The following is a 20,205-nucleotide window of genomic DNA, read 5'->3' on the forward strand; positions in this document are numbered from 1 at the left end:
AACACCGGCAGAGGCTCTCGACCGGCTGCTCAAACAGGATATGTTCCAAGGTGTTGCGACGACCGGTTGAATCCGCCTTGGGACCCGCGATCCGAGTGGTGGACCAGTCCCATGCCCTTCGCCGGCCGACGCTCGTGGACGGCCTGCTCCAGCGCATCGAGAACAAAGCCCGCGTGGGCCGAGGTGCTCACCCTCCAGCCCACAATCCGTCTGGCGTAAGCATCGATGACGAAGGCGACGTAAGCGAACCCTTTCCAAGTGGCCACGTAAGTAAAGTCGCTGACCCAGAGCCTGTTCGGCGCGGAGACGCGGAACTGCCGGTTCACCTTGTCGAGCGGACATGGCGCCTTCGTGTCCGGCACCGTCGTGCGATGTGGCTTGCCGCGAATGATGCCCTGAAGGCCCATATCCTTCATCAGCCTGGTCACGGTGCAGCGGGCGACAGTGATCCCCTCGCGCCCAAGCTGCCGCCAGACCTTGCGGACACCGTAGACCTGCCAGTTCTCGTCGAACACGCGGTGGATCTCGAAGCGAAGAGCCGCGTCCCGCTTGGCACGCGCCGACCGTCGGGCAGGTTCTGCCCGCTTCGCCAAATGATCGTAGTAGGTGGAAGGGGCGATCGGCAGCACCTTGCAGATCGGCTCGACCCCGTGCTCCGCACGATGAGCATCGATGAACGACACCATTACTTCGACCGGCGGTCGAGCTCCGCCATGGCAAAATATGCTGATGCCTTGCGGAGGATCTCATTCGCCTGGCGCAGTTCCCGGTTCTCCCGCTCGAGCGCCTTCATCTTCTCGGCCATGTCGCTCGGGATGCCGGCGCGCTGCCCACTGTCCACCTCGGCCTTCTTGACCCAGCTGTTCAACGTGTTCGCTGAACAACCGATCTTCGCGGCCACCGAGGCGATCGCCTGCCAGCGCGATCCATGCTGACCCGGATTGTCGAGGACCATGCGCACTGCGCGCTCGCGGACCTCAGGGGAGAACTTGTTCGTTGTCTTGCTCATGATGGCTCCAGTCTACTCAAGAGTTGGAGCCTCCGGCAAACCCGGGGCGGTTCAGTCCAGCGGTAAAAGCACCCTTGGGTTCGCGCCATCACATGTCATTCATCTCACCCCAAACAGCTTCGTCGAACTGGGTGGCGTGTACGAGTTCAAAGATGGCGGAACTTCAGTAAAGCTTGGAGTATGGACACTCTTTTAGGCTTGGGGAAGTGAGCTACTCTTCATCCTTCGGACAGTTTGCGGGTGATTTAAGCTTCTCTCTGCCCCCGCTGGACGGTGTCGATCTGGTAGAAGTAGACTGCGGGGGGCGGCCGAGAGTCCCTCCGTCCGCGCGCCGCTGGTGCTGAAGAATTCCGATCTTTGCTTCATCGTACCGAACGAAGCGTAAACGCTGTCGCCGCCCCACATTGCCGACGGGATCAGCCATTGCGAGTTGATACGCATCCAAAGAGAAGGAGTGCGTTTCGCAATGTTCGCAAAGAGTTCGTTTCTCACGGCGCTTGGTGTTGAAGTCTTCGCTTCTGGCCAGAGGCGTTGGCCGGATCACGTTAAGGCGCAGACGGTGGCCGAGACGCTGGAGCCCGGGGCGACGGTGTCGGGTGTCGCGGCGCGTTACGAGATCATGCCGAGCCAGCTGACGGCGTGGCGGCGGCTGGCCAAGGAGGGCAAGCTCGTCTTGCCCGCGGTGGAGGTCAACGAAGCTGTCTTCGCACCTCTGGTGGTCTGCGACGAGATCACGGCGGCCTCTGAGGCTGAACCGCCAAGCGCCGGGACGCCGATCAGGATTGTGCGGGGTACGGTCATCATCGAACTCGCGAAGGATGCGCCCGCCGCCCGGATCGCCGAGATCGTCCACGCCTTGGAGGCGCATCCATGTTGATGCCCTCGCAGGGTGTGCGGATCCTGGTGGCGACGAAGCCGGTCGACTTCCGCAAAGGCCATGATGGCCTCGCGGCGCTGGTGCAGTCGATGCTGGCCGAGGACCCGTTCACTGGCACGGTCTTCGTGTTCCGCTCGAAGCGCGCCGACCGGTTGAAGATCCTGTTCTGGGACGGCAGTGGTTTGGTCATGGCCTACAAGCGGCTTGAGGAAAGCACATTCACCTGGCCTTCGATCCGTGACGGGGCCATGACCCTGAACCGCGCACAGTTCGAGGCCATGTTCGCCGGCCTGGACTGGCGCCGGGTGCGGTCACTGGAGGTCCGCCGTCCGGCTGTGGCAGAGTGACTCACCGCGCTGAATAGCCGGACATCGGCACCCCGGGCGCAGTATCATCCGCCCATGTCCAGCGCCCCGCCCATCGACCTGTCCGCGATCCCCGAGAGCCAGCGCGCCGCCGTGCTGGCGCTGTTGCAGGAGAACGGCGCGCTGAAGGACGCCAACCGGCGGCTGGAGCATCTCGTCGCTGAACTGAACCATGTCGTGCACGGCAAACGCTCCGAGAAGCTGAGCGAGGACGACCGGCAACTGGCCTTCGAAGACCTGGAAACAGCCGTCGCCGAGGTCGAGACCCGCAAGGAGCAGGCCGCGCCGTCTACCACGACGCCGCGCCGGACGCGTCAGCGCAACCTTGGCCATTTGCCCGCGGGCTTGCCGCGTATCGAACGGGTCCTCGAGCCGACCAGCCTCGATTGCCCCTGCGGTTGCGGCCGGATGCACCGGATCGGCGAGGACCGCACCGAGCGCCTGAACATCGTGCCTGCGCAGCTCCGCGTGCTGGTCGACATCCGGCCGAAGTATGCCTGCCGCATCTGTTCGGATGGCGTCACTCAGGCACCTGCCGCGCCCTGGCTGATTGAAGGCGGTCTTCCAACTGAGGGTGCCATTGCACATGTGTTGGTCTCGAAGTTCGCGGACCACCTGCCATTTTACAGGCAGAGCCAGATCCTGGCGCGCTCCGGCATCCAGGTCGACCGCAGCACACTGGCGGACTGGGCCGGCACTGCAGCCTTCCATCTTGGCCCCGTGGTCGATCGGCTAACCGAGCATCTCAAATCCTCGGGCAAACTGTTCATGGACGAGACCACGGCCCCGGTGCTGGATCCAGGCCGAGGGCGAACCAAGACGGGATACTTCTGGGCGCTTGCCCGAGATGACCGCGGATGAGGCGGAGAAGACCCGCCCGGTGTCGTGTTCACCTACCATCCCAGCCGCGCCGGGGCGCATGCAGAGCAGATCCTCCAGGGCTTCGACGGCACCCTCCAGCTCGACGGCTACACCGGTTACGACCGCCTCACACGCACGTCCCGCAAGGGTGGCGCGCCGATCACGGTTGCCCACTGCTGGGCACACGCTCGCCGCAAGCTGAAGGAAGTCTTCGACCGGGATGGATCCGAGATCGCTGCCGAGGGGCTGCGCCGCATTGCCGAGCTCTACCGCATCGAGGCCGAGATCCGCGGCATGGGCCCGGGCCAACGCCTGTCGGCCCGCCAAACCCGCAGCGTGCCCCTCGTGGCCGAGTTCGGTGATTGGCTGCAGGCACAGCGCCTGCGTATCTCGGCCAAGTCGCGCCTGGGCGAAAAGCTGACCTACATCCATCGCCAGTGGCGCGGCCTGCAGACCTTCCTTCACGACGGCCGCGTCGAGATCGACTCCAATGCCGTCGAGAACCTGATCCGCCCGATTGCGCTCACGCGGAAGAATGCTCTCTTCGCCGGCCACGACGAGGGTGGCCGCACCTGGGCCCGCATCGCCTCCCTGATCGCCACCGCGAAGATCAACGGCGTCGAACCCTTCGCCTACATCAAGGCGACCCTCGAAGCCATCGCCGCCGGTCACCCCGCCAGCAGGATCGACGACCTCCTGCCATGGAACTTCAACCCGTCAAGCTGAACAGGCGTGCCGCGGTGACAGCGCTTACAACGAAGCTGTCAGGCGACACGGCAAACTGACCCCCCCTTGTCGACATGATGATCGGGCCTGACTCCGGCGGGGGCCTTCAAATACTGCGGGTCGGTCTCAGCGTTTGTGCCCCTGCGGGCGGGATGTCAGTGATCGGCTCTTCGAAGATCAGCCCCCTCCTGAAGGCACCGGGCCGCTCCCAGGCAATTTCAGTCTCGCCCGTGTTCCACCGAAATCTCAGTCCCAGGAAGTGTTCTTCTCCTGCGTCATCGAGGTGAAAAACTTTGGAGATCGGGAAGGCATAGAGTTTCTTTGCCAGCATGGTTCTTGTCCCAAATAGTTGAAGCCGGATAGCGCGCTATCCGGCCTGCCCGCCGGCGAGGCCGGGGGTAGCAAGGGCAGCAGAAATCGACAGGGGTGGTGCGGCCCGCAGGCCCCCGGCCGAGGACACGGCCCTGGCTATTTTTGTTGACCGCGCGAGGGGCTGCGCCCCTTAGCCCTGTCCATGCAGCTTTGCCTGGGGGCTTCGGTTTCCATTCCGGATGGGATGCTCTAGCGTAAGAGATGTACGTGTTGTGCTCAAAAGGAGTGTTTCATGCGAATTTCATCATTCTGCGTATTCATCGTCTCTGCGCTGATGCCATTCGCCCTTCAGGCGCAGCAGGAGACCGGGACGCAGGAGGGGACCGCCTCGGACTCTGCACCGCTGGTGATCTCTGATGTGACCTGGTCTCACAGCCTCCAGCGCGGATTGCCCGTCCATGATCTCGAAGGCCCGGGCGCATCGCTGCAGTTCGTCTGCGATCCGGATCGGGTCTTTGGCCCGCAGCCGAACGGGTCATTTGCTGTCAGCCTGCCGCGGGAGCGCGCGCCGGCGCGGATCGTGGTCCTGGCGCAAACCGGCGAGCAGGCAGCCTTCGAGCTCGAAGACGGCCGCGTCGCGCAGGCGAAGGCCGATCCCGATGCGTGGTCAACGCTGGTCACCATCCTTGGATCGAGCACCGAATTTGCCGTGGTCAGCGCGCATGATGCGGTGACCTGGAATGTGAGCGAGGTCCTCGCCGGCCAGTGTGAGTGAGCCGGCACCGTGGGCAGTAGCGCGCGGTGACGCTTATCCTTCCGCCTTCCGCTCGTGGACCGCGAGCGCGTCGAGACCGTAGAGCCGGAACAGCGCGCCGATGATCCGCGCATCGGCGATAAGATCGAGCGGATCGCCGATCTCCGCGCGCAGGGCGCGGACAATCTCGGGGTCCGAATAGGCATTCACGAAAAGCCCACCGCCACCCACGGTCCGTGTCAGCTCCAGATGCGTCTTGAGGCGCTTGCTGTCGCGCAGCGCGCTTGTGTGATCGAGATCCAGGTATCTCTTGCGCGCCTGCTTCATCAGTGCCTTTTCGAGATAGTCGACGCTGGTGCCCAGCCGGACCGCCAAAGCCTCCAGCCGCGCCATGTCGGCCGGCAGCCAGACCACGAAGCCGCGCACGTTCTTCTTCGCTGGAGCCTCGGCCTCTTCGGCCGCCGCGGCTCGCCGCGCTGTCGCCTTCGGCTGCGCCCGTCGCCTCGGCTGCGGCCGCTTTGTGCCCGCGGGTCTCTCTATGCCCGCCGGGGCCAAGTCTGGGGGGACGCCGGCGCTGGCGTTGGGCACGCCCTTCGGCTCTTGCGCCTCGGGAGTGGCGCGGCCCGCGTAGCGGGCCGTGGCTCCTGCGAGCCGGCTGCTCGCCTTCGCGTGCTCGGCGGCATTTGGCAGCGCATGGGAGGTGCGCACGACGCGGGACCTCTTGCGCTTCTCTGGCTTGGGGTTGTCGCTCACTCTGCTGCCTCCCTCACGTCGATGACTGCAAGGAGTTCTTCGAGCAGCGCGTCGCCGCCGGCCAGAATGTCCATCATCGCGCCGCCCTGCAGCCGCCCGGCGGGCTGGGCGTTCGCCGCTTCGGCTGCCACGCCGAGCGGACCCCAGGCCGCGATCTCGCGCCAGTATTTCGAGTTGGGAATCACGGTCAGCGCATGCGGCATACCCATGACCGCCTGCAAGGCGTCGCGATCGCGCGGGGTCAGGCTGGCGATGTCGAGATCCCCGGTCAACACCGAGATCATCTTGGCTGGCACCGCGGTCAGCACCGTGCGCAGCGCCGGGGTCGGGGAGTCGGGTGTGACAGTTTTCAGGATATCCTCGAACCACTCGAGCGTCCGCTCGGCAATCGAGTAATCCGACTGCTCGGGCCGGGTCGGGATCAGCACGAGATCGGTGGCGAGGATCAGGTCCTCGGTGTCGGCATTGGCGCCCGGGCGGGTGTCGATCAGCACGAGATCATAGCCCTCGGCTTCCATGCGGTCGTAGCCATCGTAAATCTCGTCCATGTCCGCGACCGCGCCGCTGATGGTCAGCTGGTCATGGCGCCAGGCGGGTTTGTCGATCTTGCCCCAGGAGGCGCGGTTGAAGCTGGCCTCCCAGCCGAGCGCCTGCGGGTCGGTGTCGACATCGAAGATGTGGACCTTCATGCCGCGGGCGAGGGCGGCCGAGGCGAGGATGCGGGTCAGCGTCGTCTTCCCACTGCCGCCTTTCATCATCATGGTCGAGATGGTCTTCAAGCCCGGTCCTCCAAGTCCTGCGGTCCACACATCCGGCACGCCAGACCTCCGGCGGCCCACGCCTCCAGCGATCAACATCGCCACGGCTCCTGAGCTCAAGCTCTCATCTTCTCAATGAGTTAGAAACGCAATTTCTCAATATCTGCAGCATTCCGCCGATCCTGCGCCCATGCGTTCCAGCGACCCGGCGCTTGCCGAGATTTTTTTGGCCGGGCAATTGCGCGCGGAGCGCACATGGGGCTGGGGGCCAAAAAAATCGCACATTGGCCCTCTCCGCCTGGGGTGGGGCGTGCCGCCCCACCCCAGGCACATCGGGACGGGTGTGCTCCGCAGACGGCCCCGGCGGTAGCTCTCGCAGGGGCGAGATTGCCCCCTCCCGGCCTGCGGATCACCGCGCCCTGTCTAAGTGACCCTTTGGGTCACCGGGCGCGACACGGAGACCATGAAGGCCGGTTTCCGCAAGCGGAAATCTCCCGAAGGGGCGTAAACCGGCCTTCATGGTCGGTTGGCTGGAACGGTATTGTGTTGTACACGCTTAGGACGTGTTGGAAATGACTATGCTTCCTGAGGTTGCGCCATGCCCCGTGGGGCCCGTCTCACCCACAAGGATATCACCGAGATCAATCGCCTCTTGGGCGAGGGACTGCCCGATGCAGAGATCGCCCGGCACACGGGCCGGTCGCGGCAGACAGTGGCGCGGGTGCGCAACCGGACAGCCTCCTCGCATACGACCACCCAGGGCGCGGTGATCGGCACGCGGGTCACGGCCGAGGAATATGCGGCCTTCAAGGCCCTGGTAGAGGCGGAGGGTCTGACGCCGTCGGACGGCATCCGTCGCCTCATGCGGCTGGCTGTCGGGGCCCTGGAACTGCGCGCGGAGGAGATCGAGGCGTTGGCCCGGAGCCGGAGGGAACTCGTGGCGGTCGGGCGCAACCTCAACCAGATGACCCAGCTCGCCAACTCCGGACGGCTCAGATGGAACGCTCGCGACGGCAGGACAGTGGCGCAGCTCGACGCGCGGGTGAGCGATCTGACCGAGGTGCTGACCAGTTTCATCAACGTGGCGCGCCGGCGGACGCTGGCGGATGTGGCCTTCCCGGAGGCGGACAAATGAGGTCGGGATCGCTGTCGATCGAGGAGGCGGTTCTTGGCTATCCGCTCGAAGACCTCGCGCGCCGCAGCCGGAGCGGCGGCAGCGGCACGCGCGTGCCGGGCGCGGGGCAGAGCAGCGTGCAGGCCCGGTCGTTCCGCGCCTTTGCCGGCAATGCGCAGCGTTCTCCGCAGTCGGTTGTGAAGCGGATACGGGCTGGGGGCTGTCACTCGAAGGAGGAGCTGACCCGGCAGCTCAACTACATCACCCGGGAAGACGCGGCCCATGCCACCTGGACGAACTTCGCCGGGGTGGATCGTGATCTTCGCCCCAACACTTTGTCGCGGGCGGTGGAGGACTGGTCCTCGTCCTGGCGCGGCGCGCCCCGGCGCGGGCACACCGATCATATCATCCTCAGCTTTCCCAAGGGCACAGGCATCGAGGCGGCCGAGACCGTGTCCCGGGAGTGGGGGCAGGCGATCTTTGCCAGCGGCGACTATGGTGATCAGTGGCGTTACGTCGCCGCGGTGCATCGCGACCCGGATCACATCCATGCGCATTTTGTCGTGGACAAGGTCGGCTGCGATTGGGGCAACTTCCTGTCGATCAGCATGAAGTCGGACCTGAACTACGACGTGATGCGCGAGTGCCATGCCGAGCTCTCGCGGGCGCATGGCATCGACATGGTGGCCTCCAATCGCCTGTCGCGCGGGATCATCGAGAACCCGCCGCGCGAGACCGAGTATCGCGCGGCGCATGACAAGACGGGCCGGGGGGACCTGGTGCCGCCGCCGCCGATGTCGGACGCGGAGAGGGCGCACCGCCGCGCGGTGGTGCAGGACTTTGCGCGGCAGTATTCCAGTCTTGGTCTGCTGGCTTCGCTCTCCGCTCCCGGAAACGCATTCATGGAAAAGCTGTCGCAGGCGTTCTTCGCGTCGGCGCAAACCCTAGAAGAAGGAGGACGTCTCATGCCCGAGGCAGACACCCTGATGGCACCGCAAACCCACGCTGCCACGCAGGAGGGGAGCTTTGATCCCGTTGCGGCCATGACGCAGGCCCGCGAACAGTTGCTGGCCGAGGCGAGAGAGACCTGGAAGAGCATTCAGGCCATGGAGGCCGGGCCGGAGCGGGTGCGGATGGAGGCGGAGTTTTCCCGAACCAGCACCGAGCTCCTGGCCGCGACCCAGGCCGATCCCTTCTTCAAGGACCACGCGGTGATGGCTGAGACGCATGACGATCTCTTTGCGCAACTGATCCCCGCGTCGCTGCAGCAGGTACGGGACGGGCTCGAGGCGGATGATCCGCGCGGGCGGCAGATCGACAACACGCTGGACGATCTGCGCGAGGCGTTGGCCGTCGCGTTTGCGCAGGATGCGGATCTTATGGCGCAGCTTGGCACGACGCCGGAGGAGTTGGCGGAATACGCGGCGCAGGGGGACCACTCCCTGGCGCAGGCAGCGCTGTGGCGCGGCCGGGCGGAAAGCCTCGACGAGGAGGCTTCGGCGAGTCTGAGCCGGCTGCTGGAAGAGGGGCACCGGATCATCGACGGCGTGGCGGTGCCGCGGGACCTTGCCGAGCAGCTGGCGCTCGATCAGCTGCTGACCGTGGACAAGCACCACCAGCTTGCCGACGTGCCCGCCATCGAGAGCCTCGTCGATCGGATGGCGGATGCGCTCTCCGATGAAGATCTGGGACGCGTGCTCGAGGGCGACAGCACCCCGCTGCAGGATGAAATCCGCGATCCCGCGGTTCGGGCGGCCGTCGCGGCCGAGCTGAAGAACGAAGCCGACCTCGTGGTGGGACAGGGGGCCCGCGAGCGCGAGACCGTGGAGGCCTACCAGGTCATGGCGCGGGTCCGGCAGGCCGAACACTCGGCAGAACATGCCGCCGAGCGTGGCTTGGACCTTGAAGACGGACACGAACTCTAAGCTGAGGGAGGGTCCTTCCGATGATCCAGAATCTCGATACGGCCTGGCGCTACCCGCTCGCCGTGATTGGCGGCTTGCTGGCCGGCGGCTACATCGGCGCCATGCTCGCCACGATTTACGGCGCGCTCGTGTTCCGCGAGAGCCTGAACAGTCTCGACCCGCTTGAGCCCTGGTTCCTGCGCTGGAGCTGGCCCGCGCTCCAGGCCAACCCGGATGCACTGACGGTGATCGGTCTCATCAATGGCGCGGTGGCGCTCGGCCTTGTCGCCGTGGGGGTCGCCGGCGTCTATCGTGGTCGGCTCACCAGCTACGACACCGCGCATTTCCAATCCCGGCGGGAGCTGCGGCGCAACACGATGGTCGCGCCGATCTCCGCGGAGGGGTTCGTCTTCGGCAAGACGACCCGGCCGAAGAAGAAAGGGCTCTATATCTCGGCCACGCCGAACCGATTTCCGCATGCGATGATGGTGGCGCCCACCGGGCGCGGCAAGGGCGTGGGCTTTGTCATCCCGAACCTGCTGCACCACACGGGCAGCGCCATCGTGCTCGATGTGAAGGGTGAGAACTTCGAGAAGACCTCCATTCATCGCCAGAAGGGTCTCGGAAACCGGGTCTGGTACTTCTCGCCCTTCGACTATGTGGAGACCGAAGGCGGGCCCTCGACGCGGACGCATCGCTTCAACCCGCTGACGCGGATCGCGGTCATGTCCTCGACCGACCAGCAGTACACGGCGCTCAACACTCTGGCCGACCAGTTCCTCGTCGTGGAAGGCGATCAGGCCAAGGGGTTCTACCAGGCCGGCAAGCGGCTCTTCGTAGCCGCCTGCCTTTTTGCCATCGAGCAGGGCCGGCCCAACCTCGGCTTTGCCAAGGAGGTCTTCGGCGGGGGCGGCAAGACCGAGCAGACCTACCACGACTATGCCGAGATGACCGACATCCCCATCGTCGCGACGATCTTTTCCGAGATGGCGGGGATGAGCCAGAAGATCACTGACAGCTACCGCTCGGTGATCAGCGGCGCCGGCTTCGAGCTCTGGGACGATCCTTCCGTCGTACGGGCGACAAGCCAGAGCGATTTCGACCTCACCAGCTTCCGCCGCGAGGCGCAGACGCTCTACATCACCATGCAGGCCGAGCACCTGAAAACGCTGGCGCCGCTGGTGCGTCTGCTCTTTGCCGAGGCGATCGCGTCGCTGCAGCGGGCCGAGCCGGGCCCCGACGAGCCGCACACGGTCATGTTCCTGATGGACGAGTTCGACCAGCTCGGCCGCCAGCCGCTGGTCGAGAACAGCATCAAGACGATCCGCTCCTTCGGCGGGCGGTTCTTCATCATCACCCAGTCCATTGCCGGTCTCGACAACCCCTCGCTCTATGGCGAGGCCGGGCGCCGCGCGCTCATGGCCGGGGCAGGGGTCAAGGTGTTCATGACGCCGCAGGACGATCGCACCGCCACGGTCCTGTCAGACATGCTCGGCAAGCAGACCGTCATCTCAAAAACCGAAAGCCAGAGCCGCATCCGCGAGCTCGACGACAGCGCCAATATAAGCCGGCGCAGCGAAGAGCGGCCGCTGATCTCGCCGGGCAAGCTGCTGCGGTTCTCGCTCGACCAGGTGCTGGTCCTGCCGGAGGGCCAGTATCCGATCAAGACGCACCACATCCGCTACTACGAGGATCACCATTTCGCGGCGATCGAGGCGGCGCGGCAGGGGCACGCGCTGCCCTATCCGCCGCTGACCGCCAAGCCTAAGCGGAAGGTCGCGAGCCTGGCTCAGATCGCGCAGGTGGAGGAGGCGGTCGAGACCTGCCAGCAGTACGGCGCACGGTTTGTCGAGATGCGGGCGCGGGCGGAGGCCGGGCGGAGCAAGGGCGGGGAAAACGGGGCCGCGTCCCGGCGGCGGCCGAACCGGGCCGGGGCAACGGATTTGGCGAAGTTTGAGGATGCTGATGGGGGCGTGCAGCAGGAGGAGAGCGAGAAGGTCTAGGAACCTGCGGTGGCCCTTTTGCAAGGGCCAGACATGTTCCTTTTCTCTCCGCCGCGCTCAGGTCAGGGCTGGTCGCGCCGCCGCCTGCACCCGCATGGCGGCCACCAGATGTCGCTGCACATCGCCGCCGGTCTCGGACTTGGCGGCAACGAGAGCTATCCCGGCGTGTTCCAGCCACTCGGCGGTTTTGCCGATGCCTCGCGTGTCGAGAGCGGCCGCGTGACCCTGCCCGACGCGCCGGGCATCGGGCTGGAGCTGAAGGGCCCGCTCTGGCGCTGGCTGCGCGAGACTTTCGAAACTGAGTGATTGTTTGAGGGTCCGGAGAACGGAAGCCGGAAAAAATCCGGAGTGGGCAGGACGCAAGTGTAATCAGAGGGGCACGTGGAGAGCAGCCCCAACCACCCGGCAGAAAGATCTCCGCGATCCCCCGGCGCCCATCCTTGCGCCCAAGCTGGATCGCCACATCGTTGCCGTGCGCGCAGTCGCGGACTTCTTCGCAGCTCTGCGGAGCCCGGTGCCGCGAGAGAGACCACCGAGCCAGTCAGCCAACTCAATCCGTCGCCATGGGATCTAGGTCGTGGCCGAGTTACCGGATGCGGCGCTCAGTGTCGGGATGGCCGACACATCGACGTTGCGGGTAGCATGCCAGGCATCATAGGCCCCCTGCATCCTGATCCAGACCAGTGGCGCGGTGCCGAACAACTTGGCAAGCCGCACGGCGACTTCCGGGCTGATGGGCTTCCGTTCGGCTAGCAGGTCATGCAGGTGCTGACGCGATATTCCCAGCAGTCGCGCGATTTCCGACTTGGATTTGCCGGTCGCGGGGATCACATCCTCGCGGAGCAGTTCGCCCGGATGCGTCGGGCAGCGGTTGGGGTTGCGGATCATCCTCGCCTCCTAGTGATATTGCTCGTAGTCCAGCACATAGACGTCGCCGTCGCGGAACTCGAAGGTGATGCACCACGGGCCGTTCACATGGACGGTGTAGCGCGTTGGAGTGTGACCTCGCAGACTGTGAAAGTCGAAGCCCGGCAGGTTCATGTCCTCGGGAGCGGTGGCGGCGTCGAGCGCATCCAGGCGCCGCAAGATGCGGCTGTGCATGCGCGCGTCGATCTTCGACTTGCCGGTCTCCCAGAGGGCTTTCAGCTGCTTGTGTGCGAAAGTCTTGATCATGGCCTTATGTAAGCTGATAGGCGACAGTTGTAAAGTGGTGACCTGGGCGCGCGCGCCAACGATCTACCCACATTCTCACCGGGATTGGATACAAGTCTGCTTTTTGCATCCGCCGAAGCGCCTCAGAGATTTCAGTGTCCGGCCATCTCCGGTAGAAAGATCTCCGCGATTCCTCGCCGAGTGCCCGAGCGCCCAAGTTGGATCACCGCGTCGATACTGTGCGCGCAGTAGCGGCGGACATCTTCGAAGCTCATGTTGAGGCCCGTGCCCAGCACCATCATGGCTAGCCGGTCTATGGCTTTGAGGGCAGTGTCGGCGTGGACCGTGGTGAACGAACCGCCATGACCGGTGTTGATCGCCTCAAGGAAAGTCGTGGCTTCAGCGCCGCGCAACTCGCCGACGATGATCCGGTCCGGTCGCATGCGCAGGCTGGATTCCAGAAGCTTGGCGGGTGATTTCTCTGAGGCAGGGCCACGATCCGATTTCATGCAGACCGTGTTGACGTGGCTCGGGAAGAGTTCGAAGGCATCTTCGATGGTGACGATCCGTTCGCGAGGGTCGACCATATCGAGCAGTGCCCGTGCGAAAGTGGTCTTGCCGGTGGAGGTGCCGCCGGAGATCACCACGTTCAGGCGGTCTTCGATACAGAGTTGCATGGCTTCGGCCACCTTGCCCGCGCCGGTTAGCTCGCGGACGGTCTTGGCCCGTTTCCGGCGGCGCTTGTCCAAATCGACCAGTTCGCCGTGCAGTAACGAGATGCTTCCGATGTCGAGATTGGTCCGGGTATAGCGGCGGAAGGTGATCGAGGCAGCGCCTTCAACGACCGGCTCGGATACAACCTGTGCCCGCAACGGCGCACCGCCGTGTTCGATCTTGCCGGCCACGATCGGCTTCTTCGCGGATAGGGGTACGTCCACGTCCGATGCGATGGCTTTCGCGAGATCGGTGACCCGGGCCAGATCGAACTTGAGTTGCTCGACCTCTCTCATATGGCGATCACCTTGGCGTTCGATCCACACGCGCCCATCCGGATTGATTGCCACCTCTACCATACGTGGATCTCCGAGATACTGGTCCAGGGGGGCCAGGTAACTCAGCAGGAAGGATGGTCGCGTTGGATCCTTGTTCATCAGAAGAATTCCAAGTCCCGGTCGACCATGACGGTGATTGCGCTGCCTTGTTCAACGGTGATGATCGGGGGCAGCGTAGCATATTCTGCCGCCGCTGACGTCGTCGCCTCACCCAGATCTTCGGCAACACTACTGGCAATTTCGGAGGTGGTATCGTCATCGATTTGCGCGGCGGCGATGCTCGGCCCGGCGCCGATCAGGGAGATCAGGGCGGCATTGCCGAACCGGGTGCCGAAGCGGGTGTCGACGTGCCCGCTGATGCCGGAGCGGCCCATCTGGTCGCCGCCGAATCCCGAGAGATGCACGGACTGTCCATCGGGTGTCACGAGGCGGGTCCAGCCGATGAGGATCCGTCCTTGGCCGATGTCCACATCGGAGTTGTACGATCCGAACAGTCGCGAGCCGGAGGGGATCAACACCTGGCTCTGGTCAAAGGACCAGACGGGGTAGTTGACCACGGCCGATACGGAGCCTGGCAGGCTGGAATCCAGCGCGTTCTCCAAACTCGCCTGTATCATCGTGCCTTGGAGAACGGTGTAGGCGGGGTTTGTGATCGCGCTTGCCTGCTCCGTGGGTGTAGCTGTACTGCCGCGGGTCACGAAGGCGCGCAGCGCGTTGTCGCGCGATTGCCCGCGGGAGGGCCATTGCGCCGACGTGTCCTCGGTTGCGCCAATCGCAGGCGCCGTGCCTCCCGAGTTCGCCCCGCGGTCATAGATCACGGCTTTGGACCGGACGCGCGCTTGCAACTCCTCCTGCTGCTGCCGTCGACGCTCCGCCAACTCCGCTTCGCGCTGCCGCTGTCGTCGACTCCGGGCCTCAGCTTCCCGGGCTTGCAGGGCGGCATCATCGTCGGCCGGGGTGATTTCGGCCTGCAGCGCCAGGTTTTCCCGGCGCAGAGTTTCCAGGGTCTCCTCCTGCCGGGTCATACGCTCTTCGTTGGTGGCCTGGATGGTTCGTAGCTGCTTGGTGAACTCCTCGCGCATCTGCAGAGCCATCCGGGCATTTTTTTCTTGGGATTCTTGAAGTGCCCGGGACAGGTCCGCGACCAGTTGACTATCCGCGTTGCCCGTCTTGTTGGACAGGTCGGCAAGACTGTCCTGAAGCCGTTGCACCTGCGATTGCAGGGAGGCGTTGCGTTCCTCCAACGCGCTGCGTTGGCTATCGAGTTGGTCCTGTATGGGGCCGAAGTCGAAACCATTTTCCCTCGGCTCGGGCGCCGCGGCGGGCTCGATATTTCCAAAGCCGCGGCCAGTCGCCCCGTCCTGGAACTCGGTCACATTCGAGGTTTCCACCGACGACGTGTCTTGCCCGCCGGCGAGAATGGCATAGGCCAGCATGAGAAGAAGGCAGCCCGCGATGAGGCCACATACCAGTTTGCCCGCGATCGAGTTTGCCGATTGGCGCATGTGATTTCGTTTGCGGTGGACGCGGTACTCCTTTTCCTGTGGCGCACCTTCGTTCTGGAAATCTGTCTTCCCGAATGATTGGTGCTTGGTGTCGTGAGGGTCGACCATCTCAGAACTCCTTCCCGGCAAGGCTGCGGAGGATGAACGGATCTACGGTTTTGCCCCCCGCCACGCGGCGAATGCAGATCACCTCGTCCCCGATGCGGATTGTGAAGGCGTCATGAACGCCACCGACGCGCACGATCGTGTTCCGCGTCTGCGAATTCACGGTCAACTCGTACCCCCTTCGGTCAATTGCAAAGATCGAGGGACGGACTCCTCGGCGGAACTCAAAATAGGTGGCCTGGCCATCGTTCCAGACGGCCAGCGGCCGGGTTTGTCCGCCGCCGGCGTACTCGTAGCCGGTATCGCGGACACCGGCGGCTTCGGGGGCACGCGGTGGCCGGGCAGGCGGGTCATCGGGATATTTGACGACAACGCGGTAGGTGGGGGTCTTGCTGCGGCCTTCGGTGAGGACGAAGGCAATTGCGCGGCGGGAGGTGTAGATCGTCATGTTGCTATGGGCGCTGCCGATGACCGGCTTCACCGAGATCGTGTTCCGGTTCGACAGGACCTCGACGTCAAAAGACTCCGAGTCGCCCACGAGAACCTGCTCGATCTGCTCGCCTTTGCCGAGTTCGATCGCGGTATTCGTTCGCAAGTGCATGTCCACTCTGATCACGTCGGAGGGGTTGTACCAGACCGAGCGCACGCGTGCGTCCTGACCCATTGTCTGAGGCGATTGTTCCGCCAACACGGGCAGTGGCAAGAGCAGTGTGGCAGAGAGGAGAAAGGTAGAAACGTGCTGCATGGTCAGTCTCCCAAGCTCTCGGCCGATACGATGAAGGAGGTCACGACAAACCCGAGCGGGTTCTCCCAGACCCGTTCCAGAGATCGTTCTTCTCGGGGCCGAAAGTCAAAGCCGATGACCGCAACGAAAGGCCGGGTGATGGTGTCCTGCCGTGGCGTGCGCAGGGTCTTTTCATAACGAACTTGCGCAACGGTCGGCTCAAGGAAGGCGATGGTCTTTGCCCGTACCGTGACCTCAGCGCCTTCGCCGTAGAGACGCGGCGGATAGTCGGCGTTCCGGCTGTCATTGCTCCAAAGCGCCATCAGCGAACGACGCGCACCGTTGGCAGAACGCCGTTGAACGCTCTCAAGGCGCTCCTGAATGCCTGTCATGATGAAGGACTCGCGGTCCGAGAGGTAGGAGACAAGCAGGCTTTCCTTGACGGCCTGTTCGTCTTCGATGCCGGTCGGCTGTACCTGCATGATCCGTTCCGCCGCGCCGGTATCCCTATCCACCAGCACTGTGAACACTTCGGTCGATCTGAGCGGCATCATCATGGCGATGGACAGGGCCATCAGGGCAGAAACGCCCGCCGAAACACTGGCCACGATCCAGGCGCGCTTTTCGCTGCGGCGAGGGGCCATGATTATGTCCGTGTCGAAGCTGTGTTCCTTCATCGAAAACTCCTTCACTTGCCGTTCTTGCCGACGGATTTCTGAGCCAATGACACGGCCAGTCTGGCGGCCGCGGTCGCGCCGCCGCCGACCGCGCTGGCGCCTGTCGTGATGGTCGTCCCGGCGGCATGACCTTCCCGGCGCGCTGCAGAGCTGAGACCGAATTTCGGCTCTCTGCGACCGGATACGCCTTCGGCCATTCCGCGCGCCCCGGCCAATGCGCCATAGCTGTGGGATTTGGCCTGCTGATAGGTGCCTGACGCGGCCTGCCCGAGCCCGATTGCGGTCGAGGCGATGGACTGCGCCAGCGTCGGGACCATGAACATCAGCCCGGTGCCGAGCATCATGACGACCACGAAACCGATGATGTCGCCGATGGTTTCGGCGGTGTCAGGATTGGGAGCGAGCATCTTGCTGGTTGCGATCGTGAAGCCCGCCATGGCCGCTGTCAGCAACGGCACGAAGGCGAAGCCCAAGGCCATCTTCACATAGGCTTCGAATACAGGTGCGGATTGCTTGAAGAGCGTGCAGGCAATTGCCAACGGGCCTATGACGATCAGGACTGCAATCATCAGCTTGGCCGAGCAGATGACGATGATCGAGACCGTTGCCATCAGAGCCGCAATGAGAAACATCAGAAGACTGGCGAGAGCTCCGGAGATATAGGAACCATTTTCGGAGACGGCCTGTCCCAGGTCCAGAGCATCACTATATAGTTCGTCGAGACCGCCGTAGAGGTCGGTCACGGTGGCGCCGGTGGATGCCGCTAGCACGAGACTGCCCAGACGGCTGGGGGTCTCGGCCAAAGCACCATAGACCGCGTCAAAGTTCGCGTATGAGGACAGGAAGATCGCTGCCAGCGCGACTCGGACCATCAGGCTCAGTCCATTGCGCAGGGTCATCGGGACGGCCTGAATGGCGAGGTTGATCCCAGTTATCGCCACGAGCAGCGCGGCGCCGACACGGAACACCGGTATGACCGCCGTGGCCACGTCGTTGTAGGCCGAAGCTCCGACCGACGCAGCAGTGCTATCTACCGTTGAGAGAACATCCGCAATGATCGCCATCAGGGAACATCCCGGCAAGATTCGTTGCGGAAAGTACGATAGGATCCAGACACAGTGTTCTCATTAGCGATATTATACTCGCGCAGTTTCGCCATCTCCGCATCGCTGATGTGATTGGGCATCACACCAAGAAACTCCACGGAGAATTCTTCGAAGGATCGCGCCGCCTGCGGACAGGAGCAGTTCTGTTCTTCGAGGCGCTGCATCTTGTTGAAGGTCTGATAGGCGGTGCGGGCCGTGCCATAGTTGAACCCCGGCTTTGCCAGCAGGCCGATCTTTGGCGGCTCGCGACTGCACAGGGCCTCCTCCCCTTCGAAGAAGTACATGCTGCGCATCTGCATCTCCTGCATGATGTCGAGCAGCATATCCTCATCTTCTGCATCCACCGCCGCGATGGCCGCCGCGCTCAGGTCCTGCGCCGAGGCGCCGCTGTAGTCGTCAGCCCAGGCACTGCCTGCCAGAATGAAGCTTGCTGTCAGCCCGGCGATCGTTTTCTCAAGCATTCGTTCCTCCTGTACTTGGTTGCGGTGGAGGGCTCCGCCTATTCAGCGGTCCCGGAATAGTCGAAGAAGCTGCGTTCCTTGGCCTGCTCTGCGGCCCAGTTGACACCTGACTGTCCCTGCGCGAGACCCGCGGCCGCGTTGAGACGCCACATCTGTCCGAGTATGAAGTTCGTTTCGGCTGCCATCCGGGTATTGAGGTCCACGCTTTCCTTGAGCGTCTCCTGGTTGGCGATCTCGTCGACGAGACCGTTCACGCGTTCGAGGCTCGTTTCGGCTTCCTCGTAAGACAGCTGTGAGGCGGCAATCGCAGTCGCGCTGGTGCCCGCCGTCTTTGCGATGAGGTTGTCTCTGGAGTTCTCGGAAGACGAAAGCGCTGACAACCGGTCCGGGGTCAAACCTGCCGTTGCCAGCGTGTCCTGCATCTGCTCCGCCGCGCGCTTTTCCCCCATCGTGACGTTGCCATCGAGGAGATTATCGAGCAGTGCGTCGAAATCCCCGAGCGCCAGGGCATCGGCAAAGCCACTCAAGTCCGTGATTTTCGCGGCACGATCTCTTAGGTCCTCGGCGCTGTTGTACAGCATGGCGATATCATTGAGGCCCGACAGCGAGGCGGCGATGAACTCGAGATTGCTGATCTGCTCCATCTGGAGCTCGATCTGCCGTTTGAGCTGCCGGATCTGTTCGATCTGGTTCTCGGCATCCTGCAGTGCCTGCTGGAGCTGCTCGACATTCTTGGCGAGGTTGGAGCTGTCGATCACCGGCACGCCTTGGGCGTGGACCGGGAAGCTGGAGGCGCTGGCAAGGCCAACGGCCAAGGAAAGGCTGCGGAGGGGGGCTCCGAAGGTCCATCTCATCATCTGTACTCCCAGAAATCACTGTACTGCAGCCCTTGGGCCGCGTCCGTCAGGCCACGGGCGGCCTCTACTTTCACCTGAGCGGCCCGCAGGCGTAGCGTCAGTGCCATCAGCCGGGCGCGTTCGGCCATCATGTAGGTGTTATGATCGACAGCCTCTTTCTCGGTTGTCGGTTGCGTCTGCAGCAGCCCAAGGATGCGTGCCATTGACCGGTTAATCTGGGCGTTCACCTCTCCGGCATAGTCCATCGAGGCATCCGACCAGTTTCCCCATTGGGCAGAGGCTCCATCGACCCCGGCGAGCGTACCGGTCTGATCCTTACCGGTGATGAGGCTCAGGTAGTCGTCGTAGTAGCCCCTGATCCGGCGCACATAGTTCCGGGTTTCATCGAACGGCGGCACTCCCCCGTATTTATCGACATTCCCAGGGCCGGCGTTGTAGGCTGCGAGGGCGTAGTCAATGCGATGGTACCTGTCGAGCTGGGTCAGAATGTAGCGTGCGCCGCCGTCGAGATTTTCCCAAGGATCACGCGGGTCAACACCGAGATCTGATGCCGTGCCGGGCATGAGCTGACAGAAGCCCATAGCGCCGACATGCGAAACGGCCGCGTTGTTGAAGCGGCTTTCCTGCTTGATGAGCGATTGGAACAGGATGCGCCAAGTCAGCGGGCTTAGGCCTGCTGCCGAGACGCCGGTATGTCCTTCGTACTTTGCCGCCGTCCGGATGATCATTTGTTCGACGCTGGCATCCTTGCCAAAGAGGCGTTGCGCATTGGTGCTATCCTCTTCCGACACGGGATAGGTTTCGTCCGCCGAGGGCAGCCCACCGGCACCGTTTTCGAACCCGGAGACATTGGTGATGCCCGTGGTTTGCTCCAGGAAGCGTTCATAGGCCTCGAGCTGATCCTGATGCAGTTCGCTTTGCTCCGTACGGTTTCCCAGTTTCTCCTGCTGGCTGGCGTGATCCCGCGTTCCTTCCGAGAGTCGGGAAATCGTATTGACCAGGTTCGAACCGTCGATGATCGGTATGCCTTGCGCCATGGCGGAGCCCGCCGGGACCAGGATGATGATAGTCGCCACCACAGCCACATGCGCGGGGCTACAGACGGGCGAACTGGCAGTCATCCCCACCTC

The 20,205-nt window shown here is 63.8% G+C and carries 20 protein-coding genes, 2 pseudogenes and 1 other annotated feature; of the genes and pseudogenes, 8 read left to right on the top strand and 14 right to left on the bottom strand.

What is annotated here, in order from left to right; genetic code table 11:
- Window positions 1-77: 77 nt before the first annotated feature.
- A pseudogene (locus ACN0RJ_RS22690) lies at window positions 78-1,009 on the bottom strand (IS3 family transposase); the annotation flags it as partial.
- Window positions 612-728, bottom strand: a sequence feature (AL1L pseudoknot). Its footprint overlaps the pseudogene before it by 117 nt.
- A gap of 466 nt (window positions 1,010-1,475) precedes the next feature.
- Here ACN0RJ_RS22690 and tnpA point away from each other — a divergent pair.
- The 3 genes and pseudogenes from tnpA to tnpC all read left to right on the top strand — a co-directional run bounded on the left by tnpA (window position 1,476) and on the right by tnpC (window position 3,838).
- The gene (gene tnpA, locus ACN0RJ_RS22695; protein WP_417725771.1) at window positions 1,476-1,886 is read left to right on the top strand and encodes an IS66-like element accessory protein TnpA; all 411 of its coding nucleotides are present in this window, start codon (window positions 1,476-1,478) and stop codon (window positions 1,884-1,886) included.
- Window positions 1,880-2,233, top strand: coding sequence for an IS66 family insertion sequence element accessory protein TnpB (gene tnpB, locus ACN0RJ_RS22700; RefSeq protein WP_076623781.1), 354 nt, complete (start codon window positions 1,880-1,882; stop codon window positions 2,231-2,233). The genes tnpA and tnpB overlap by 7 nt, the downstream gene beginning before the upstream one ends.
- A 54-nt stretch (window positions 2,234-2,287) precedes the next feature.
- Window positions 2,288-3,838 (top strand): annotated as a pseudogene (gene tnpC / locus ACN0RJ_RS22705) (IS66 family transposase).
- Window positions 3,839-3,944: 106 nt separating this feature from the next.
- On the opposite strand, the gene ACN0RJ_RS22710 reads toward tnpC, so the two are convergent.
- Window positions 3,945-4,169: a hypothetical protein gene (locus tag ACN0RJ_RS22710; protein ID WP_417725772.1), complete on the bottom strand. Its 225-nt coding sequence runs from the start codon at window positions 4,167-4,169 to the stop codon at window positions 3,945-3,947.
- A 273-nt stretch (window positions 4,170-4,442) separates the two neighbouring features.
- On the opposite strand from ACN0RJ_RS22710, the gene ACN0RJ_RS22715 reads away from it, so the two are divergent.
- Window positions 4,443-4,925, top strand: a complete 483-nt coding sequence (locus tag ACN0RJ_RS22715; protein ID WP_417725773.1) for a hypothetical protein — start codon at window positions 4,443-4,445, stop codon at window positions 4,923-4,925.
- Window positions 4,926-4,958: 33 nt separating this feature from the next.
- Here the strand turns inward: ACN0RJ_RS22715 and ACN0RJ_RS22720 are convergent, their stop codons facing one another.
- Together ACN0RJ_RS22720 and ACN0RJ_RS22725 are read right to left on the bottom strand one after the other, a co-directional pair.
- Complete coding sequence (locus ACN0RJ_RS22720; RefSeq protein WP_417725774.1) at window positions 4,959-5,657, bottom strand: hypothetical protein; 699 nt, start codon at window positions 5,655-5,657, stop codon at window positions 4,959-4,961.
- Window positions 5,654-6,436, bottom strand: a complete 783-nt coding sequence (locus tag ACN0RJ_RS22725) for a ParA family protein (RefSeq protein WP_417725775.1) — start codon at window positions 6,434-6,436, stop codon at window positions 5,654-5,656. The genes ACN0RJ_RS22720 and ACN0RJ_RS22725 overlap by 4 nt, the downstream gene beginning before the upstream one ends.
- A 577-nt stretch (window positions 6,437-7,013) precedes the next feature.
- On the opposite strand from ACN0RJ_RS22725, the gene ACN0RJ_RS22730 reads away from it, so the two are divergent.
- The 4 genes from ACN0RJ_RS22730 to ACN0RJ_RS22745 are packed head-to-tail and all read left to right on the top strand — an operon-like array spanning window position 7,014 to window position 11,742.
- A complete protein-coding gene (locus ACN0RJ_RS22730; protein WP_417725776.1) occupies window positions 7,014-7,550 on the top strand; it encodes a hypothetical protein in 537 nt (178 codons plus the stop codon).
- A complete protein-coding gene (locus tag ACN0RJ_RS22735) occupies window positions 7,547-9,454 on the top strand; it encodes a relaxase/mobilization nuclease domain-containing protein (RefSeq protein WP_417725777.1) in 1,908 nt (635 codons plus the stop codon). The genes ACN0RJ_RS22730 and ACN0RJ_RS22735 overlap by 4 nt, the downstream gene beginning before the upstream one ends.
- Before the next feature lie 20 nt (window positions 9,455-9,474).
- Window positions 9,475-11,436 carry a type IV secretory system conjugative DNA transfer family protein gene (locus tag ACN0RJ_RS22740; protein ID WP_417725778.1) on the top strand — a complete coding sequence of 654 codons (1,962 nt, stop codon included), beginning with the start codon at window positions 9,475-9,477 and terminating at the stop codon, window positions 11,434-11,436.
- 33 nt (window positions 11,437-11,469) lie between these two features.
- A complete protein-coding gene (locus ACN0RJ_RS22745) occupies window positions 11,470-11,742 on the top strand; it encodes a hypothetical protein (RefSeq protein ID WP_417725779.1) in 273 nt (90 codons plus the stop codon).
- A gap of 264 nt (window positions 11,743-12,006) precedes the next feature.
- Here the strand turns inward: ACN0RJ_RS22745 and ACN0RJ_RS22750 are convergent, their stop codons facing one another.
- The 10 genes from ACN0RJ_RS22750 to ACN0RJ_RS22795 form a co-directional block, all read right to left on the bottom strand.
- Window positions 12,007-12,324 (bottom strand): HigA family addiction module antitoxin, encoded by a 318-nt coding sequence (locus ACN0RJ_RS22750; protein ID WP_417725780.1) that lies wholly within the window; start codon window positions 12,322-12,324, stop codon window positions 12,007-12,009.
- 9 nt (window positions 12,325-12,333) lie between these two features.
- Window positions 12,334-12,609 carry a type II toxin-antitoxin system RelE/ParE family toxin gene (locus tag ACN0RJ_RS22755; protein ID WP_417725781.1) on the bottom strand — a complete coding sequence of 92 codons (276 nt, stop codon included), beginning with the start codon at window positions 12,607-12,609 and terminating at the stop codon, window positions 12,334-12,336.
- Window positions 12,610-12,740: 131 nt separating this feature from the next.
- Window positions 12,741-13,739: an ATPase, T2SS/T4P/T4SS family gene (locus ACN0RJ_RS22760; protein WP_417725782.1), complete on the bottom strand. Its 999-nt coding sequence runs from the start codon at window positions 13,737-13,739 to the stop codon at window positions 12,741-12,743.
- Window positions 13,739-15,253, bottom strand: coding sequence for a TrbI/VirB10 family protein (locus tag ACN0RJ_RS22765; protein ID WP_417725783.1), 1,515 nt, complete (start codon window positions 15,251-15,253; stop codon window positions 13,739-13,741). The genes ACN0RJ_RS22760 and ACN0RJ_RS22765 overlap by 1 nt, the downstream gene beginning before the upstream one ends.
- Window position 15,254: 1 nt before the next feature.
- Entirely contained in the window at window positions 15,255-15,995 is a 741-nt protein-coding gene (locus ACN0RJ_RS22770) for a TrbG/VirB9 family P-type conjugative transfer protein (RefSeq protein WP_417725784.1), read from the bottom strand.
- Window positions 15,996-15,997: 2 nt separating this feature from the next.
- Window positions 15,998-16,651 (bottom strand): virB8 family protein, encoded by a 654-nt coding sequence (locus ACN0RJ_RS22775; RefSeq protein ID WP_417725785.1) that lies wholly within the window; start codon window positions 16,649-16,651, stop codon window positions 15,998-16,000.
- An 11-nt stretch (window positions 16,652-16,662) separates the two neighbouring features.
- A complete protein-coding gene (locus ACN0RJ_RS22780; RefSeq protein ID WP_417725786.1) occupies window positions 16,663-17,715 on the bottom strand; it encodes a type IV secretion system protein in 1,053 nt (350 codons plus the stop codon).
- Window positions 17,715-18,218 carry a hypothetical protein gene (locus ACN0RJ_RS22785; RefSeq protein ID WP_417725787.1) on the bottom strand — a complete coding sequence of 168 codons (504 nt, stop codon included), beginning with the start codon at window positions 18,216-18,218 and terminating at the stop codon, window positions 17,715-17,717. The genes ACN0RJ_RS22780 and ACN0RJ_RS22785 overlap by 1 nt, the downstream gene beginning before the upstream one ends.
- Window positions 18,219-18,256: 38 nt before the next feature.
- Window positions 18,257-19,075, bottom strand: a complete 819-nt coding sequence (locus ACN0RJ_RS22790; protein ID WP_417725788.1) for a type IV secretion system protein — start codon at window positions 19,073-19,075, stop codon at window positions 18,257-18,259.
- Entirely contained in the window at window positions 19,072-20,196 is a 1,125-nt protein-coding gene (locus ACN0RJ_RS22795; protein ID WP_417725789.1) for a lytic transglycosylase domain-containing protein, read from the bottom strand. Before ACN0RJ_RS22795 ends, ACN0RJ_RS22790 begins: the two co-directional genes overlap by 4 nt.
- Window positions 20,197-20,205: the final 9 nt, after the last annotated feature.

The organism is Salipiger sp. (assembly GCF_048261495.1).
In the GTDB taxonomy this organism is placed as follows: domain Bacteria; phylum Pseudomonadota; class Alphaproteobacteria; order Rhodobacterales; family Rhodobacteraceae; genus Salipiger.